15 protein-coding genes are annotated in these 19971 nt (G+C 46.7%); 8 read left to right on the forward strand and 7 right to left on the reverse strand.

Translation table 11 applies throughout. The features are described from left to right. Positions 1-3 precede the first annotated feature (3 nt). Entirely contained in the window at positions 4-618 is a 615-nt protein-coding gene (locus NG795_RS05060; RefSeq protein WP_367287571.1) for a PEP-CTERM sorting domain-containing protein, read from the reverse strand. Positions 619-1450: 832 nt separating this feature from the next. Here NG795_RS05060 and rpsB point away from each other — a divergent pair. The 4 genes from rpsB to recG all read left to right on the forward strand — a co-directional run bounded on the left by rpsB (position 1451) and on the right by recG (position 6710). Continuing rightward, positions 1451-2257 carry a 30S ribosomal protein S2 gene (gene rpsB, locus NG795_RS05065; RefSeq protein ID WP_367287572.1) on the forward strand — a complete coding sequence of 269 codons (807 nt, stop codon included), beginning with the start codon at positions 1451-1453 and terminating at the stop codon, positions 2255-2257. Positions 2258-2483: 226 nt separating this feature from the next. Further along, the gene (gene tsf / locus NG795_RS05070) at positions 2484-3143 is read left to right on the forward strand and encodes a translation elongation factor Ts (RefSeq protein ID WP_367287573.1); all 660 of its coding nucleotides are present in this window, start codon (positions 2484-2486) and stop codon (positions 3141-3143) included. A gap of 171 nt (positions 3144-3314) precedes the next feature. Then, a complete protein-coding gene (locus NG795_RS05075) occupies positions 3315-4181 on the forward strand; it encodes a hypothetical protein (protein WP_367287574.1) in 867 nt (288 codons plus the stop codon). 18 nt (positions 4182-4199) lie between these two features. Beyond that, the gene (recG, locus tag NG795_RS05080; RefSeq protein ID WP_367287575.1) at positions 4200-6710 is read left to right on the forward strand and encodes an ATP-dependent DNA helicase RecG; all 2511 of its coding nucleotides are present in this window, start codon (positions 4200-4202) and stop codon (positions 6708-6710) included. A gap of 105 nt (positions 6711-6815) precedes the next feature. On the opposite strand, the gene NG795_RS05085 is transcribed toward recG, so the two are convergent. The 6 genes from NG795_RS05085 to NG795_RS05110 form a co-directional block, all read right to left on the reverse strand. Further along, complete coding sequence (locus NG795_RS05085; protein WP_367287576.1) at positions 6816-7418, reverse strand: hypothetical protein; 603 nt, start codon at positions 7416-7418, stop codon at positions 6816-6818. Between the two features lie 82 nt (positions 7419-7500). Then, on the reverse strand, positions 7501-12327 hold the full coding sequence (locus NG795_RS05090; RefSeq protein WP_367287577.1) for a WD40 domain-containing protein: 4827 nt from the start codon (positions 12325-12327) through the stop codon (positions 7501-7503). Between the two features lie 17 nt (positions 12328-12344). Beyond that, entirely contained in the window at positions 12345-13730 is a 1386-nt protein-coding gene (locus tag NG795_RS05095) for a P-loop NTPase family protein (protein ID WP_367287578.1), read from the reverse strand. A 469-nt stretch (positions 13731-14199) separates the two neighbouring features. Further along, positions 14200-14961, reverse strand: coding sequence for a phycobilisome rod-core linker polypeptide (locus NG795_RS05100; protein WP_367287579.1), 762 nt, complete (start codon positions 14959-14961; stop codon positions 14200-14202). A gap of 266 nt (positions 14962-15227) precedes the next feature. Continuing rightward, entirely contained in the window at positions 15228-15884 is a 657-nt protein-coding gene (locus NG795_RS05105) for a hypothetical protein (RefSeq protein ID WP_367287580.1), read from the reverse strand. After that, entirely contained in the window at positions 15841-16452 is a 612-nt protein-coding gene (locus NG795_RS05110) for a phycobiliprotein lyase (RefSeq protein ID WP_367287581.1), read from the reverse strand. Before NG795_RS05110 ends, NG795_RS05105 begins: the two co-directional genes overlap by 44 nt. Before the next feature lie 229 nt (positions 16453-16681). Here NG795_RS05110 and NG795_RS05115 point away from each other — a divergent pair, with 229 nt between their 5' ends. The 4 genes from NG795_RS05115 to lspA all read left to right on the forward strand — a co-directional run bounded on the left by NG795_RS05115 (position 16682) and on the right by lspA (position 19763). After that, positions 16682-16852: an NblA/ycf18 family protein gene (locus NG795_RS05115; RefSeq protein WP_015147507.1), complete on the forward strand. Its 171-nt coding sequence runs from the start codon at positions 16682-16684 to the stop codon at positions 16850-16852. 407 nt (positions 16853-17259) lie between these two features. Beyond that, the gene (gene bioB, locus NG795_RS05120) at positions 17260-18327 is read left to right on the forward strand and encodes a biotin synthase BioB (protein ID WP_367287603.1); all 1068 of its coding nucleotides are present in this window, start codon (positions 17260-17262) and stop codon (positions 18325-18327) included. 284 nt (positions 18328-18611) lie between these two features. Continuing rightward, on the forward strand, positions 18612-19181 hold the full coding sequence (locus NG795_RS05125; RefSeq protein ID WP_367287582.1) for a biotin transporter BioY: 570 nt from the start codon (positions 18612-18614) through the stop codon (positions 19179-19181). A 96-nt stretch (positions 19182-19277) separates the two neighbouring features. Then, complete coding sequence (gene lspA / locus NG795_RS05130; RefSeq protein WP_367287583.1) at positions 19278-19763, forward strand: signal peptidase II; 486 nt, start codon at positions 19278-19280, stop codon at positions 19761-19763. Positions 19764-19971 lie beyond the last annotated feature (208 nt).

The following is a 19971-nucleotide window of genomic DNA, read 5'->3' on the forward strand; positions in this document are numbered from 1 at the left end:
TTTTTAATCAACCGATTGTGCTTTTCTGCGTTTTTTCCCCAAGAGTCCGGCGAGACCTAATATCGACAATCCGCCCAGGAGAGTTGGTTCGGGAACTGGAGTCGGTTGTTCTTCTACTTGGGAAAAACGAAACATCCCTTCGGAATCATAACGAGGACCATCATTTCCATGACTGTAGAATACCGTTGAACCTCGCTCTCGATCGTAGAGTCCCCGAAATGTAAAATCTTCAGTTACCCACGATAAAACTTGGATTGAGGGTCCCCAACCTTCTGGACCATCTAAAAAAGAAGCGGTGTGCCACTGAATCGGTGAGAGAGAATCGGCTTCAGTATAAACTCTATCTTGGAATACAAACTCGATAGAATCAACCTCATATTTTTGGTCAACTACCGGCCAGGGATAACCCATAACATCGGTCTGGACTACCTTAATTTCGGTTGCCTCATCATAGCTGAACCTTCCCGTTAAGGGGCCAGATAGATTAGGATCTGGGATGTCAAAGAAGAAATCATAAGTAATGCGGGCGGCAGCAGCGGGATTAATGGCGATCGCGCCTAAAGTAAAGACGGCCCCAGTGATAGCCAAAGTGGATCGCGTTAAAAGATTTATACTCATGATTTTCTCCCTAAATTTGGAAATCGGTGTTATGTCTTAAGAACCCGCAAACAAAATTATTTAAAGGCAACTCTGTCAAGGAGGGATGATTTCCGGGGTCACCCTTATCAATCAAAAGACAGCAACGGTCTGGATTGAATGACCCAGTTGCATCGTATGGGGAAATTTTAAAATTTACCGATTCATCTGCCCAGTGTTTTTACTGAACTTTACCAAAGCAACATCATTTAAAATTTCAGCTTTTTGACTCTGAATAGGCTGAAACAAAGACAGCTAGAGAAGTTTGTCTCAGTATAATTCCTGACTTGACTGTGAATTTTTGATAAAGATGGGGTTGCTAAATTGGGAGATAATCTCCTCGCTTCTTAACAGCCTTCAGTCCAAATTATTGGGGCAAAAGCTACAAATAATCTGTCTTTAGAATGATTAAAAATAAAACAAAATAAATCTTTAGATGGAGGCATTTAAAATTAACTTTTTATTCTCTCTATCTATAGATAGAGAAACAGAGAAAATCCAGGATGGGCAACAGTAACGAAGAGACCCTACGGTGACAAATAGAAGGAGACCAACCTAGGGAACTCCTGAGTGGGGGCCTCCAAACGGTGAAAACCGGGAGCAGTCAGGGCAGGAACCGGGAGACCAAGGGGGGAGAGGGCCCAGAGACAGACCCAGCAGAAGGGTAAAAATTAAAGCGTTAGAAGTAACGCAGTCGTGTTATTCTAGTAAAGTTGTCTAATCTCGCACATCCGGGGTTTCGGGTGTTTCCAGGGCGCGATCGCGACCTAGAAATCCGCTCGGATGGAGGATTAACCCGAATCAGGAGAAAAAAATGGCAGTAGTTTCGCTGGCTCAACTGTTAGAGTCAGGGGTTCACTTTGGGCATCAGACCCGACGCTGGAACCCCAAAATGTCGCCGTATATCTTTACTGAACGCAACGGCGTCCATATCATTGACTTGGTGCAGACTGCACAGTTAATGGAAGAAGCCTACGACTACATGAGATCCGCCTCAGAGCGTGGGGAAAAAGTTTTATTCGTCGGAACCAAGCGCCAAGCTGCTGGAATTATTGCTCAAGAAGCATCCCGCTGTGGGGCTTACTACGTCAACCAACGGTGGTTGGGCGGAATGTTGACCAACTGGACGACGATCAAGACCCGCGCCGATCGCCTCAAAGAACTAGAACGGATGGAAGACACCGGCGCAATGGACCGGCGTCCGAAAAAAGAAGCTTCCATGTTGCGGCGCGAACTGAGCAAGCTGCAAAAATATCTGGGCGGCATCAAAAACATGAGAAAGATCCCCGACATCGTAGTGATCGTGGATCAGCGCCGAGAATATAACGCAGTCCAGGAATGCCAAAAACTGGATATTCCCATCGTGTCCCTGTTGGATACCAACTGCGACCCCGATTTCACCGATATTCCGATTCCCGGTAACGATGATGCCATTCGGTCGATTAAATTAATCGTCGGAAAATTGGCTGATGCCATCTACGAAGGCCGTCATGGAGAAGTTGATTCCAGTGGTCAAGACGAAGAATACGACTACGACGGCGTAGAGGGCGAGTATGAGTATGACGAAGAAGGGGAAGAAGCCTATCAACCCGATGGCGACGAAGAAAGCGACGAAGCATAAAGGCGATCGCCCGGAACAACTCCACTAAGTAAGCAGCAACTTCATCGATAGACTCAAGAGTAAACAAAGGAACATTAACCCGCAATACTCTCCTATCGATGAAGTTGCACAAAAAACTGAAAAGAAAGTGTTTCGGCGACACTTCAATCGTCTATTCTTAGGCTAAAGGCAGATGGCGAAACCCCAGAATTCTGGGACAGTGTAAATCGAGAAAAACGAAGAGAAAATGGCGGACATATCTGCAAAAGTGGTCAAAGAACTGCGCGAAAAAACCGGCGCAGGCATGATGGACTGCAAAAAAGCGCTCAAAGAAAACGATGGGGACATGAACAAAGCCGTAGAATGGCTACGGCAAAAAGGGATCACCTCTGCGGAGAAAAAAGCAGGACGCTTGGCAGCCGAGGGACTCGTGGATAGCTACATTCACACCGGAGGTCGAATCGGCGTCCTGGTAGAAGTCAACTGCGAAACCGACTTCGTAGCCCGTCGTGAAGAATTCCACGCTCTGGTTCGCAATATTGCCATGCAAATTGCCGCCTGTCCCAACGTCGAATACGTCAGCGTAGAAGACATCCCCCAAAGCTTAGTCGAAAGCGAAACCGCGATCGAAATGGGACGGGACGATTTAGGCAACAAGCCGGATAATATCAAAGAAAAAATCGTTCAAGGACGGATTGACAAGCGTCTGAAAGAACTGACCCTGCTGGATCAGCCCTACATTCGCGATCAGAACATCACCGTCGCCGAGTTAATCAAGCAAGTGATCGCCCAATTGGGTGAAAACATTCGGGTTCGTCGCTTTACCCGCTTTGTGTTGGGTGAAGGGATTGAAAAAGAAGAAACCAACTTTGCCGACGAAGTAGCGGCGCAAACCGGGGCAAAATAGACCCGGTTTAGAGTGGGGGTGGTATGCCCTCATTCGGGGTTTCTCCCGAGAGTTGGAAAAGACTGCTAGAACCAGAGGCAGGTCAAACCATAGCATGACCTGCCTTCTGTTTTTCTAGCCGCTATTGTTAGAAAAGACCTTAATATTGCTATCGGATCCAAATTAGAGGCTATGGCAAGACCCCTCGAACTGATTGACCAGGACATTGCAGAGTTAGAACAGGCAGCACAAGACCTCGCCGGACAATTTCAAAAGAGCTACAGCCATTATTTGACGGCCTTGGGACAAGCGGTGCGACAGCAACTCATTTTAGCTGGATATCATATTTGCACCCAAGGATATCCCGAACATTTTTTAGACTTATCCTTATCTCAGAAACAACAACTGCAATCCCAACTGAGGTCCATCGTCACGAAAGCTGAAGCCGAGGCGATCGCCCTCGTGGAAGACCCTAACCCCGAAGACAGCCCAGTTGTCCTGATCGTGGAAGGTCTTTCCGAAGCAGGAACCCCTCCCGAAGACATTAGCCTAGTCGAAGAGGAACAGGAACTCACTCCCCTCGAAGAAATTGCTGACCCCGAAAATTTATCCAATTGGCAAGATCGGATAGAATCGGGAATTGTCAAACTCTTGCAACAAGTCTCCCATGACACGAATCAGGTCCTGCACGCTGCGGGAATTGGGTCCAAAAACCTGCCCGCCATGTTGCTAGAAGCTGCGGAAAAACTGCCCAATAACGAGGCGATCGGAGGGCCACCGAATCTAGTTACCCTGACCCTAGAAGCGCAAGGGACTGAGGATTTACCCCAAATGCCCGGTTTAGCCTCCCTACTCAAAGGGCCAGTTCACATCATGGCGGTTCATTTAAGATTAACCGATTTGGAATTTGCCGACTCCCGTCTGAGTGCATCCCGAGGACAAATTCGCAACCTCTCGGGACGGCTAAATTCACTCAAACGAGACTATCATCAAAAACAACGAGAACGAGCGATCGCCCAAGCAGAATCTGCATGGCGTGCAAGCTGGTTTGAAGACTAATCAGGTAGGGGGGAAACCGTGAACGCAGAATCACTAGATTGGGGTCGATTGCAAAAAGCTTTGTCTGTCGAAGCACAACGCGGATTTACCGATGTTGTCGGCAGTCAATATCGCTTTAGCGAATTTCTTCAAATTAGTTTAAAAGACTCCCCTGCCAATCTCGTATCGGCAGATCTGCGCCGTTGGCAAAGCATAGCCGCAGAATTTGGACGATATCCAGAACTGAACTTAGAAAAGCGACAAGCCTTAGTGTCAGATACCCGCCGGTTTCTTCTGGATATGGAACGAATTTGTACCAAAACTCCACCCCCCCAAAACGGCACTGCTAACCCATCCCGACTAGCCGAACCAACCTCCAGATCGGCGATGCGATCGCCCAGTATCTCCCCAAGAGAAACCCTTCCCACTGCCACCCGTTCCACTACCCCAGTCACCCTCAACCAAGCCTTAAGTCAAGTTAGTGGGATTGGAACACGCAACGCCGACAAGTTAGCCAAATTAGGGCTTTATACTATCTACGACCTCCTCTACAACTTCCCTCGGGACCATGTTGATTATGCCCGCCAGGTGAATATCAAAGAACTCGAAGCGGGAGAAACGGTCACCATTATTGGCACCGTCAAACGCTGTGATTGCTTTAGCAGTCCGCGCAATCCGAAATTAACCATTTTAAATCTGGTTATTAAAGATAGTACCGGGCAAATCAAACTCAGTCGATTTTTTGCTGGACGCCAAAGCAATCGCGGGTGGCAAGAAATTCAAAAGCGAATGTATCCCACAGGTGCAGTGGTTGCCGCATCCGGGTTAGTCAAAAGCAGTAAATATGGCGTATCCTTAGATAATCCCCAAATTGAAGTGCTCGATGAAAGCGGCACCATTGAATCCCTGAACGTTGGACGAGTTGTGCCGATTTATCCCTTAACCGAAGGGGTCACCGCCGATATTGTGAGGAAAGGGGTACAGAGTGTGATAGCCCATGTGGGTTTACTGAATGACCCTCTGCCGGATAGCCTGCGATCGCGCTATCAACTCATGGGATTGCAGGATGCGGTTTCTCAAATCCACTTTCCGCGCGATCGGGACATCCTCGAAGAAGCCCGTCGCCGCCTCGTCTTCGATGAATTCTTCTACCTCCAACTCGGACTCCTCCATCGTCGCCAAGGACTGCGAGAAACCCAAACCGGCGCAGTCTTATCCGGCAAAGGCAAACTCATCAATCAATTTTATAAACTCCTCCCCTTTAAACTCACCAATGCTCAACAGCGAGTCATTGCCGAAATCCTCGAAGACTTGCAAAAACCCAAACCCATGAATCGCCTCGTTCAAGGGGATGTAGGTGCCGGTAAAACCGTCGTTGCTGTCGTTGCCATCTTAGCTGCCATTCAAGCCGGATATCAAGCCGCATTCATGGCACCTACGGAAGTATTAGCCGAACAACATTATAAAAAATTAGTCAGTTGGTTTAACCTCCTGCATCTCCCCGTCGAACTGCTCACCGGGTCCACAAAAGCCGCCAAACGCAAACAAATCCTCCCCCAATTAGAAACCGGAGAACTCCCCGTTTTAGTCGGAACCCATGCCTTAATTCAAGACCCCGTAAACTTCCACAAACTCGGCTTAATTGTCATTGATGAACAGCATCGATTTGGCGTCGGACAACGGGCAAAACTGCAACAAAAAGGCGAAGACCCCCATGTTTTAACCATGACGGCAACCCCCATTCCCCGCACTCTAGCCCTCACCTTACATGGGGATTTAGATGTCAGTCAAATCGATGAATTGCCACCGGGAAGACAAGCGATTCAAACCACAATTTTCTCGGGGAAAGAACGCACCCATGCTTATGATTTAATGAAACGGGAAGTGGTTCAAGGACGGCAAGTTTATGTAGTGTTGCCATTAGTCGAAGAATCGGAGAAATTAGATTTAAAATCGGCAATAGAAGAGTATCAAAGACTGCAAGAAGTCATTTTCCCGGAATTTCAGGTGGGATTGCTACATGGGAGAATGTCCTCAGCAGAAAAAGAAGAGGCGATCGGGCTGTTTCGCGATGGACATACCCAAATTTTAGTCTCCACCACCGTAGTTGAGGTGGGGGTTGATGTTCCCAATGCCAGCGTCATGTTAATTGAAAATGCCGAACGATTTGGATTATCTCAATTGCATCAATTGAGAGGAAGAGTCGGACGGGGTGCAGAGAAATCCTATTGTATCTTAATGACCCATCCCAAAGCCACTACAGATGCGCGTGAACGCCTCAATGTCATGGAACAATCACAAGATGGGTTTTTCATTGCCGAAATGGACATGAGATTGCGCGGACCTGGGGAAGTCATGGGAACGAAACAATCGGGACTCCCTGATTTTGTCTTAGCGAGTTTAGTTGAGGATAAAGAGATATTAATTTTAGCTAGGGATGCAGCAGAAAAAGTTATTAAGAAAGACCCGACTTTGGAGAGATGGCCGGTGTTAAAGAGTGAGTTAGATAAGCGGTATGAGAAGTTGTTGGGTGGGGCGATTTTGACTTAATCGAAAGAGGGGAAGAGTGCGATTAAGTTCTCCTCCTCCCTTAATTATCGGAACCCTCGAACCCAATATTATTTCTCAGTTTCAACGGTCTTGAATTGCAACTTTTTAGGGTTTTGGGGTAGGGAAAGGTGGTGTATCTAGCGGATCCGGCGAGGGGGGACCATCAATCACGTCCATCAGCAGAAAGCCTTCCCGTTGTGAATCCTTAATTACATCTTGTGAAGGAGGACCATCAATCGGATCGCCCATCAACATAACCTCCTCTGAGTTCCGCATCATAATAGTATCGATTTCCGGACCAGATCCGGAGTGCGGAATAATAATTTGGGGCTGTAATAAAACAGGGCAATCGATTGGATCTGGGCATTGTTTCGACGGATAAATATGTAATTGAAATGTCGATTCCCCTTCCACTAGATCTAATGATTCGTGTGGTACTTCACCTAATTTATATAGGAATCCTTGGGGTCCTATAATTTTTACGGTGTTCATGCCTGAAATTACAGTTAGGGAGAAATCTTGCAGACCATCAATACTGTCAGAAGAGTCTTCCAGATTGCGACTGAATTTCTCCAAAATTCTGTTTTTTACCTCTTCATCGATGATCTCATCTTCTAATAAGTCTTTAAGTAGGGCAATGGCTGCCATCTGGCTGATATAATTTGGGGGTTGAATAGTTTCAACTGACGGATTAGATGAATCAGGCATGATTTTAGTCCTTATTTTTATGAGAGTGTGAACGGAACTGACAATCGAAATGGAAATTATCTTCTGTTACTTCTATTCGGTTCTACTTCATGATTTTCCGGATACTAGAACAGAGATTTTGGTCTTCTGTCATAACCGAGGGGTTATACTGTAAATAGTCGTGTAGTTCTGCACAGCCGGACTCAATTAACGTAGAGAGAGTTGCGGACTCCACTCTCTGCCAATTCCACAGAATTACCGTCCTGTCTTGACTGGCTGATGCCAGGGTCTGACCGTCACCACTGAAACTTAAGCTATAAACACTTTCTTCATGCTTGGCAAGAATTTGGTACGGATCCTCTTCCCACTTCTCTGAGTCCAATTCGCGGCGCCATAATGTGATCGTACCATCCTGGTGAGCTGAGACTAGAGTGTGATCGCCAGGACTAAAGATAGCATCATGTACCGCCCCATTCGTAGTATTTAAAGTTTGAATCAATGTACCATCTCGCCGCCAAAGTTTAATGCTTGTGTCTGCACTAGCTGTCGCAATCCACTGACCATCATGGCTAAAACTGATGTTATTAATTTTTTGACTATGCTCATCAAGTATTGCCAGTCGCTTGCCATCCAGTTGCCAAAGGCTAACCTCATTTCCACTACCGACGGCTAGGATCTTACTATCGGGACTGAAATTCACGACGGAAACAACCTCACTAAAATCCTTTAAGGTGAAGATCTCGGTACCGTCCCTTTGCCAAATTTTTACAGTTTTATCATGACCAGCAGAGGCGATTCGTTGACCGTCAGGACTGAAACTAACACTCTGGATTACTCCTTTATGGCCTTTTAATGTTTTAATTAGCGTCCCATCTTGCTTCCATAATTTTATCATTTCATCATAACTGGCAGACGCAATCATTTCGTTGTCAGGACTGAAACTGACGCTAGAAATTTCTTTATTATGAGCAGGAATTTTTAGCTGAGAATTGGCATTGAGGTCCCAAATCTGGAGGGTTTTGTCATAACTACCAGAAGCAAGTAACGTACTATCAGGACTAAAACTAACACTGGTCACTCCATTAGTATGTCCGCTCAGTATTTGTAACCAAGGACTGTCCAGTCGCCAAAGTTTGATAGTGCGATCGTTACTAGCAGAAGCAAGGGTTTTTCCATCTGGACTGAAACGGACATCCCACACAAACCCCTCATGTGCTTTTAAACTTGAGCGGACGGCACTAAATTTTATATTCCATAGATTAACAGTTCGGTCATTACTGGCAGAGGCAAGGGTTTTTCCATCTGGACTAAAGCTGATACTACTGACTCTATCTTGATGGCCTGCCAGCGTCGTGATCGGTGTCCCATCAGACTTCCAAATCTTAATTGTTCGATCCATACTGGCGGAAGCTATTTGCTGACCATCTGGACTAAATAGTATCCGATAAATGCGATCATTATGCCCTTGGAAAGTTTTAAGTAAAGTTCCATCTACTCGCCAAAGTTTAATTACCCCGTTATAATCCGCAGACACTAAAGTTTGTCTATCAGGGCTGAAACTACTATCCGTGACCCAATTTTCATGTCCATTGAGGGTGCGAATTAAAGTACCATCATCCGTTCTCCAGAGTTTAATTTGATTAGTAAATGAGGTCGTTGCTGCAACTATCTGGCTGTTGGGACTAAAACTCACACTGTTAAATACCTCCTTTTCTCCGGTTATCGAATTTAATAACGTTCCATCGGGTTCCCAGAGTTTGATTGTTCCATCAAAGCTGGCAGAGGCAATTTGTTTACCATTAGGACTAAAACTAACATCAGTGACTACATTGGTGTGTCCTCTGAGGGTACTAACTATAGTCCCATCCAGTCTCCACAGGTTGATAGTTTTATCAATACTTGCCGAAGCCAAAATCTGGCCGTCAGGACTGAAACTGATCCGTCTAACTCCATCCTTATGTTTTACTAAAGTATTTCCTAATTGAATGTCAGTCAAAACTATTTTTTGAAGTTGCTGAAAGATTTCTTTTTTAAAACTATCTGGCAAGGCTTTTGTTTGTAAAACTATTTGACTTGCATTGATGCTTGCTATTAATGCTTTCACCCGATTATTTGATAGCAACAGTGCTTTTGACTCAGAATTAAGAGCCTGAATTGAGGCCTCTTTGGCTTGTTTCATGACTTCCCATAACACAGTTCCGGCCCCTAGGGATATAAGTGCAAATCCAACTAGCCCTAATCGAACAATTCGTCTTGCCTTACTTTGGGCTTCTGCTAATATTTTATTTGCCTCTTGCAAAATTAGCAAACGTTCTTCGCTTTGCTTTCTTTTTGTCCGCTCCTCTTCTAGTTCTTTCTTAGCTTGCTGGCCTTGTTTTTCCCGGATAAAAGCTACAACATAATCATGCACAAGTTGATAGCGATTATTCGGCATTTCGGGCAATAGTAATACCAACCCAGAATTCACCAAAACATAAAGAACTAAATCAACTCGCTCAGGTTGATGAACTAAATCAGTGACTAAAACTTTTAAGTCTGATTCTAAATCACTGCGAGTTTTCAGAGGCCGGGTATTATTCTCATCGGTGAGTAAATACAAAATAAATTCGGCGAGATCTTTATTTTGAGGGCCACAATCAGCGACAACTTCTTCTATATAAGCATGAACCAATTGTTCTTTCGGGTTCGGTCCGAGTTGCTGATACTCAGCAAGAGTGGTTATATCATCGGTTTGCAGTTGTGCGCCGACAATTTGCAACTCAATGGGACGGACTGCGTTTAAATTCTCGGCTAAATCTTTGACTACTGCCTCAATTAATCCCGGTTCTAAGGGAAAATGCGCCCGATCGCTCAAACTCCGAATGATATCCGCTGCATCTGCGGGTAAAAAATTTCCCACTGCATACAGTGTATTTTTACTCAGAATATCAGAGTCGATCGCCCTGAATTCCGGCAGAGAATTATAGGCTAACAAATAATGGATATAATCCTCTCGCAGAGACAGGACGACCTTTACACAAGGAAGTTGAAAACATTTCCCTAAAAATTCAAAGAATTTCAGGCGTTTTTCCGGTTCTTTACAAACGAAGAAAAACTCTTCAAATTGGTCAAAAATTAGCACGGTCACTAAATGATGCGCTTCATTTTGACGCAATTGTTGCAGAAGCATTTCTACAGAATTGAGACTGAGATTAACAGGAATTCCCTGTTCTCCTAATGCCTCATTCAGTAATTGACCTAACGTTTTGGCCCAATCTGTATAGAGGCGTTGAGAAACGGGTAATATATCCCGATCGCCTATCAGGGTTTTTTTGAGCGCCGGAAGTAATCCGGCTTGCACCAAGGAACTTTTCCCTACCCCTGACTGACCGTGAATTACGGTGAGTTTATATTTGGTACTCCGAATCCGTTCAATTAACCGTTCTACATCTTTTTGTCGTCCTGAAGCCAAAATTTCCCGGGCTACACTGCCCTGAGATTCTGTTGATATCGGCTGCGATCGCGCTTGTCGTTGGGATTCCAACCGTCCCGCGCCAATAAACGCCCGCAATCCAAATTGCTGCTCAATCGATAGTCGTTCTTGTTTGCGGTCAAACGCTTTCACATACTGCGATTGCTCATAGTATAGCGATCGCAGCTCCTCCAAAATCTCAATATATAACTGCGGATTATCCTCCGGTTCCCCTTTCGCTGCCTCTTCCAGGCGATCTCCTGCTTCCTCTTGTTTCCCGAGTTGTCGCAAACTCCGAGCCAACAGTAGCAAATATAATCCCTGATGTTGTTTCTGCTCAGGATGCGTGGCCAAAATTTCTAGTGCCTGTTCTGCCAATTCCTTGGCGTGGTCCCATTCTTGTTGGTATAGGGCCACTTCTGCTAAAAATCCATAATCTCGGGCCAACTGCACCGTATTCCCGGATTGTTCATGTAATTTAATCGCCACATGAGCCAGGTCCTGCAAGCTGGAATAGTCGTTCAATTGCAGGAAGACTTCCCCAAGCTGACCGATAAATTGGGCCACCAAGTCGGGTCTTTCCGCTGCTTCAAAGGAATCCAGGCAACGCTGAAACTCAGATTGGGCTTGTTTCCAGTGCGCCTCACTCTGACTTTGATCCAGTTGCGCCCTGCGAGCGTGACATAATCCAATATGATAAATCACTGCTGCCGTACATTCCCCAACCCCTTCGGCATCCTGTTCTTGCCACAATTTTAAACTGTGGTGATAGTAATCTAATGCCTCCTCAATGCGATCGCCCGTATAAGCCTCTCGCCCCCATACAAAAGGCAAAGCGGCTTCTAACTCAGGAGTTAAAGGCTGACCCGCCTTTTCCAAATCCTGTAAGGCTAATATCATTTCAAACGGATAGCGCTTGCCAAAAATCTCTTGATTGGTGATAAAGCGCTGATTTCCCGTGGCGAAAATCTCCGCAAACAGGTGGTCCTGCTCCTCTTTTAGGGCCGAAAGTAAGTCGGTTGGGGCGATCGCAAAATGAGTCAAACTCGCCCAACTCTCAAAGTCGGGTGCTAACCGCGTCAACTTTACTGACACCTCATCATTGATCCAAAATATGACCGGAAAGGGGCAGCTTTTTCTAAATTCCTCTCGCACTTGGTTCAGGGAAGTTAGCACCGCATCCAAAGCAATCACAGACTCTAACCCAAACACCATCAACGCATCTGGAGTTTCGTCACCTAGGCGATCGCCCAGGGTAGAATACACCTGTTTGACGGTGGGTTCTAGGACGATTTCCCGAATGTTTAAGGAACATTCTTGTTGGAGTTGTTGCACCAGGTTATCGCGCAATGTAAGATAATTGCACCGCACTAACATCAGCTTAAATTGTCCCTGGGACATTTCAATCGCCCAGATCAGTTCTGCCAAGGCCCGCTGATTCTGATTGATGGCATCCGCATCAGATATATTCTCACTCATGAGTTCCACTCCTGTGCTTATGCCAACAAAATCGGGTTAATATCGAACCAAGAGCCTGCCGCATCGCGATATTCGTACACGAACATACTGCGAATCAGGATGTGATCGTCTTGTTTTTTCGGCAGTTGTTTTCTTTCGGTAACTCGCCGTAGTAATTCCCACTCTTCATCACTTATGGCTAAAGTGCGTTCGTTGCGATAGGCGCGAATCACATCTTCTAGGGTTTGACGAGCGATCGGGAGTCCGGTTTGTCTTTTAATCCCATCATTCAGGATTCGGATCACATAGCGAATATGACCCCCACTGATCTGACACAATCGATCAAGGGTCTGAGCATCTTCAAAGAGAGTAGTAATTTTTTCCAGGCGCTTTTCTGGCTCCAACTGAGGAAAAGCTCGGGCGAGTACCATTTGACGGAGGAGGTCCATACCTTCAGTGTTCTCACTCCCATCTCGGCAGAGGACCGGGACCATCGGCAACACCTGGGGTTCGCTGATAAAGCGCTCGATCAGGGTGCTGAAGTCGTTGGAGAATCGCAATGCCAGAGGCATGGTATAAACGACGTGACAGTGCAGCGATCGCAACTGTTCACCGCGATCGACAAAGAGGTACTCTTGTTGAGGACGTCCCCAAGGTTTCGGTGAACTATCTACTCTGTCCAGATTATCGACGATCGCCACGAGTCCTTTTTTGCCATGCTGCTTCAGCTTGGCGATCGCTGGTTCGAGGATTTCTTTATTAATCGCATCGATAATTCCATTAGTTTGGGGTTCGAGATATCCTCTTAATTTGCTGCGCAGATCGGGACTGTGTTTCACCTTGGCAGTAATTTTAGCAATTCCCATTGCTACAACCGTAATCCCTTCTTTACCTGCACTGAATTGATTGCCCAAGGCATCAACCGTTATCCCTTCTTTGCTGGCGGTGACTTTATTGCCCAAGGCTTCTATTTCAAAGTTGTCAAACTCAAGTTCGGTTTGTAAAAGTTTGGCTGCGCCTTGGAGAATACTTTTTAGTCGCTTGGGTTCTTCTAGGGTGAGGCGATCGAGACTTTCACTCACTCGTTTGGCGATCGCCAGCAAAATATCTCCCACATCCACATCGCCCATTTCCAAGTCTTTGGACGACTCGAAATAGACCACATGAAAGCCTTCCCGTTCTAACTCTGCTTTGAGACGCAGTAATTCCGTAGACTTCCCGCAGCCAATATGTCCTGTCAACAGTTGACAAGTGGGCTGTTCTGGGGACCAAAGGGTAATGTTATTCTTTAAATCCTCAATAATTTTGCCCCCGCGCACGGAGGAAAAATCAATATAATATTTCCGGTCTAGTTCAGAATCTCCGACAGATAGTGTCTTACTCGGATCTGTAGCCTTAAAGAATTCCTTAAAATCAACCATCATAATGCTTACCCTGTTACTGAGGTATGAAACGCGCCTGATTGGGGTTAGGGGCGAGATGCCGACCTGATGGTTATTTTCAGACTGATATCTAAGTCTTCGGGACAGTTTAAAAGTTATTAATTTAAACTGTTTTCTGTTTCTTTCTTACTCGATTTACACTTAAATTGTCAAGAGATAAATTAATAAGTTTTAATAAAGATAACCGGATTAAATGCTGTTATAAAAAGCAACTTTTAGACTAGAGTTATAAAAAATCCAGACAGGGTAAAGGTTTTGAGACGAGGTACCCGAACAACTGCATGAATTGAAATGTGAAGAATGGGTAAAGCCGTGAAAAGGGTCTCCTCAGCCCTAAAACAGTTAGGGGCCAAAGACTAAGAATTATGGTTTAGATTGCCACAACTTCCCAGACTCTAGCCCCTAACTTGAGGGTTGAGGGAATTACATTGCTCCACAGAGCAAAATGCAATTACTTCTTACGGGGAACCAACGCTTCGTAATTCATACTGAACGTAGAAACGCGGGTGGGGGGGTTACCTTTCCCGTTGTTGAGGTTACGCGCCATATCCATATAGAGGGAGGGGTCGCCTGCACGAGCCACCTTGTCTTGGGGAACGTAGCGGCGCACTTGGGTTTGCCAGATGATTTGTGGGAAGCCCAACTGAGCGCGATGGTATTCGCCATAACGCGGGGTTTTCAGGTTAAAGGGAGTTTCACCTTTAGCCTGTTGGGGTAGAATCCGCCGACGCTGATAGGGAACCGTATTGTAGCCAAAGCTGTTCAGGTACTCTTCGCTATCGAGGACAGCATCGATAAACCCTTGGACACCCTTGGTGGCGATGACGATAGACCATGCAATTTTTTCGCGTTCGTTGTAAACGTCGCGGCCTAAAATGCGCTGGACGCAAATTTCGGCGAAACGGTAGTTGCTGTTGGTCTCGTAGTTGAGCCGAACGAAGGCATCCGAAGTGGCCAAAGCGCGAATGAAATCACGAACGGTGATTTGACCATATCTCAGTTGAGATTCCGCGAAGGTTTGGCGGTTGCTCTTGAGGGTTTGGTGTTCGCTGAAGATTTGGCGGTAGCTGGCCCAAATCACCTCATCCATCTCCGAAGGAGAGGGAAGGTTTTCGGTGGTATAGATTTTGGGTTGCTCGTCGCTTCCCACTTCATATCCAGCAACCCGCTGGTTTTGGCTCTTAGGAGCGTACTGTAACAAAGGTAATGCCACGTCAGAATCTCCGTAAGTTCAAATTTTAACTTCTGCTTTCAGTGGCAGATGCAGCGAATTGGCCCTTAAGGTATGGGAACCTCCTAGTCCAGACAAATTGGGTCTGTTCTAGGGATGGCTTGAACCCGTAGCGCTCAACGGTCACTGCTACCGACTGACTGCCGATTTCAATAAATAGACATCCTTCAGATTACGGGATGACGGTCAGATCAGTTTCATTTTTCTCACCGAACGCAACAATCTGTAATATTTCGCCACAAAAAGTATTATCCGTTACCCTGCCAGAAGGCCAAGGGTTCAGGGGTGGCGTTACAGTGTGGCCAATTTCTTAACATCTGATCCATTGCCCTCTCATCCATGCCTGTGGCGTTGGGGGGTTCGAGTCCCAGTCCCAAACACAGATGGGTGAGGACCTCTAGCAGTCGGGCGTCATGTCCTGGGGACCTCAAATAGGCATGAGCATATTCATGAACAACAATGCTTAACCAGTCCTGGGGTGCAGTCCGACCCACATCGATGACGATCGCCACCGGATCTACCAGGATATTGCAAAGGGCATCAATCCCATAGTCCGGGGCGATCGGGGCGGCAAAAATGACTATGTTTCGCCGTTCAGACGCGGGAAAACACTGATGGCAGGCTTCCAGATACTCCCGCAATTCCTGGTTGATGGTTTCGATATGCTCTCCAATCCAAGTACAGATGCGGATCCGCTCGATAATGTCTTCCCCTGACCAAATGGTACTGGGGTCGATCGCAATCTGACGCACTGCATTGAGATAATCGGACCCCCGGACTAGGGGGTCCGACATGATGGGGGGGATGGGGGAGATAGGGGGGATGGGGGAGTTTTCGGGACTCCCCTGGTCTTCCTTTTGATTACCAGCCGAAGGCGGAATGGAATTGGGGGGTGGTTCTGGCATTCTCTTCCGAGTCAGAGGGGGAATCACTGCTACCTGAGTTAGATTCGACCTGGATCCGGCTTTCGCTACAGAATGAAGCCGTACTAAATCCCCCAAACCGGGTGACGGTACTCGTGCGCAGTCGCAGATCCGGGCTGGCAAACCAGAATCGTTCTACGACACTCATCGTTTCATATTCCGTCACTAGAATCAGACCCTCTTCCTCATCCATTTCATACAAACCCGCCACGGGGACAATTTCGGCATAACCCCGTTCTCTGAGGAGTTTTCCGGCTTTGGGGTTATCTTCTTCTGGGACCAAGGCAAAGACAGTGGAACCCGAGTGATTTTCATCATTCTGGTCCCACTCCATTGAACCCGCCCAGGAGACAAAGGCTCCCCCGACTGCACGCTGGGGATCGATTTGATGTAACTCGCAGATACCTACGACTTGGGGATGATCTTTGTCTAACGTTTCCACCTGGATTTGTGAATCTCCTAGTTCCGCTCGTCGGAAAGCAAGGTGATGGGTCGTGCGCTGCGATCGCCACTTCCCTGCACTCCGGCGAAAAAACTCCATTGCGTCCATTAGGCTTATCTCCGTTGGCTGATGTTTCGGCGCTTTTTCCCTTTTATAATAAGGCTTACAGGGCTTTGATAAACTTTTGTAGCCAAAATAAATCTAAAAATGTACGTTTTGGACATTTTGTCAAGCAAACTTAATGATACTTTACAATTAACGGAACCAAACTAAACGGATCACCCGTCTATTCCTGTAGTAAATAAAAATAACCAACGAAACCACGAGGAGCAAAGCAATGGATATGCCAACGAATTTAAGCTTGGAACAAGAATTTAAACTCCAACTCTTGAAAGAACAAGTTAGGGGCCTAACTCAAGAGCAAGCCCAGGAATATTTACTCGAAGTCCTGCGGCAAAATATGGTCAAGGACAATATGTTCAAATACCTGCTCAAAAAGTCAGCATAGTGCAGAGCATCAGTGGGGAAAGTCCCCTTATCACCGATGTTCTGACTATTTCAGGGTCTAATTCATCGTTCATTTTGCCGACAACACCCGGGTGATCGCCAATTTCAACATTTTTAACCATTAAACATTGAGAATTTCCCTAGGGAGGTGAGGTTGCACTTCATGATTTTTTCTTCCACACCGCTTGTCCCCAGGCCGTAATTTATCTTGATTTGTCATGGGTTATGGTTACCACCTTAATCGTTAATTGCTCACCCCTAAAAATAGTGCCTTAACCCATCATTACCAAAATCCACTCGAAAACGGTAAAGCCCCGATGGTAAAATGCCAGAACTTCAGGAACTGTCATAGAAGGGCTGAAAGTGGTTCAAGCACCCGTATCCAAAATTTCCCATCAATCCGCACAAGTGGCTGAGAATGACGCCGCCAGAGGGACAACCGAAACCCTGGGCGAGTCCCTCAAGCAACTGGCCGATCGCATTATTGCTGGGCATCGCCTCACCCGAGAAGAAGCGATCGCCCTGACCCAAATTGAAGGTCAAGACTCCATCCTGCTGCTGTGCGAAGCAGCCGATGCCGTCCGTCAAGCCTGCTGCGGCAATACCGTTGATTTATGTAGCATTATCAACGTCAAATCTGGCAATTGCTCTGAAAACTGTGGCTTTTGCTCCCAATCCGTGCATCATCCTGGCACGGATTCGCCTATTTATGGACTCAAACCCCGGGACGAAATTCTCGCCCAAGCCAAAGCTGCTGAATCCGCTGGTGCCAGCCGCTTTTGCTTAGTGTCCCAAGGCAGAGGACCGAAATACAGCAGTCCCAAATCCAAGGAATTTGAAGAGATTCTGGCAACAGTGCGCCAGATTATTGAAGAGACCAATGTTAAACCCTGCTGTGCCTTGGGTGAAGTCACTCCAGAACAAGCTCAAGCCTTAGCCGAAGCCGGGGTGACGCGCTACAACCATAACTTAGAGTCATCGGAAAACTTTTACCCCGAAATTGTTACGACCCATACTTGGGGCGATCGCGTCGCTACCATCAAAAATCTCAAAGCCGCAGGCATCCAAGCCTGTAGCGGAGGGATTATTGGCCTGGGAGAAAGCTGGGAGGACCGGATTGATTTAGCCTTGGCTGCGCGGGAATTGGAAGTGGAATCCGTCCCCCTCAACCTGCTCAATCCCCGGTCCGATACCCCTTTGGGGAATCGCCCGAAACTGGATCCCTACGAAGCCTTAAAAGCGATCGCCATCTTCCGTCTAATCCTCCCCCAGCAAATTATTCGCTATGCTGGAGGACGAGAATCCGTCATGGGCGAACTCCAACATTTAGGACTCAAAGCTGGCATCAACGCCATGTTAATCGGTCACTACCTGACCACCCTGGGTCAACCCCCGGACCAAGACCGTGCCATGCTCGAACAACTGGGACTACAAGGCAATGAAGCCCCTGTCCCCAAGGGAAAGGCTAACGGTTAGGGAGGATGTTCGTAGTAACGACTTCAGTCGTTTCCGCCAGAAGAAAGCGATCGCTTTCTTTTCGCCCCTTATGAGGCTTAAAATCCAGTCCCCAAAGAGGCGGTTAATCCTCTCATAGTAAGTGTCATGGCTTCAGCCATGACACTAGAGCAACGACTGAAGTCGTTACTACGAACAACGACTGAAGTCGTTACTACGAACAACGACTGAAGTCGTTACTACGAACATTGCCCCCAACAAATGACCAATGACAAACGACCAATGACCAATGACCAATGACCACCGTGTCTGCTCCACTTGAACTGATATGGGCTTTGATTGGCCTATTGCTGACCATTGGTGGCACTTTTTTAGAAGCCTCAATTGCTAGTCCTTCTTGGAATGGAATTCAGGCGGGAATTCCGATCCATTCCCTAGGTGTCACCTATCAAATTGGAGCCGTGCTCCTGGTGGGATGTCTCGGGGGTAAAAATGCTGGTGCCTTGTCTCAAATTGCTTATGTGGCCCTGGGATTGATGTGGCTGCCGGTGTTTACCGAAGGCGGTGGACTGGACTACATCAAGCAGCCGACTTTTGGCTATTTACTGGGATTTATTCCCGGGGCTTGGATTTGTGGTTGGCTGGCCTTTAAAATGACCCTGCGGCTGGAAAGTTTGGCCTTTAGCTGTGTCTGTGGTTTACTCAGCGTTCATGCGATCGGGCTGATTTACCTGGCGATTAACTTACACTCAGATGCTAAAACCCTGATCGATGGAGTGTTCAAATATTCCGTCTATCCCTTACCTGGACAATTAGCGGTGGTTTGTGCCGTCACTGTCTTGGGGTTCATCCTGCGAAGACTCATGTTTTATTGAATGGTCAGTTGTTAGCTGTCCCTGACTTTTAGCAGAAAGCACAGAAGATGGGTAACGCTTGTGTAACGACCTCCTCTTGACTCTCCATTGTTGGTAATGAAATTCAAAAACAACTCGCTATTCTGGATTGCTAGTGCTATTAGTGTCATTTTCGACCAACTGACTAAATATTGGGTGGTACAAAATTTTGAGTTTAGAGAATCTTGGCCCTTATGGGAAGGAGTCTTTCATTTTACTTATGTGACGAATACGGGAGCAGCTTTTAGCTTGTTTAGCAATAATGGAGCTTGGTTGCGCTGGCTGTCCCTAGCCGTCAGTCTGGGTTTAATCGCATTAGCCTGGTTTGGCCCCAGGATGAACCGATGGGAAGAGGTTGGGTTTGGCTTGATTTTAGGCGGTGCCGTCGGAAATGGGATTGACCGATTTCTGTTAGGTGAAGTGACGGATTTTCTGGATTTTCGCTTAATTAATTTCCCCGTTTTTAATATAGCGGATGTCTCCATTAATATTGGGATTATTTGTCTGTTCATTGTGATGTTGCGACCCTCTCCCCCTCGGAATGAGGGGCCTACCAGCCCTTGAGTGAGGGATTCGGGGGAAGGGGCGGTTGATGGACCTCCGATCGGGCACAGAAAACTTAGAATAGAAAGAAGATGATTTTTCCCAGACAGGGGTCTAACTGGGTAGTCGGACCCTTGGGGCCGATCGCCCCCAAGGTTCGGGAAAAGCCAGTCCCTGAGTTGTAGTTGCCTTCACATTCCCTCCGCCGTGGGTACAGTAACAGGAAGAA

It is taken from the genome of Laspinema palackyanum D2c (assembly GCF_025370875.1).
GTDB lineage: Bacteria > Cyanobacteriota > Cyanobacteriia > Cyanobacteriales > Laspinemataceae > Laspinema > Laspinema palackyanum.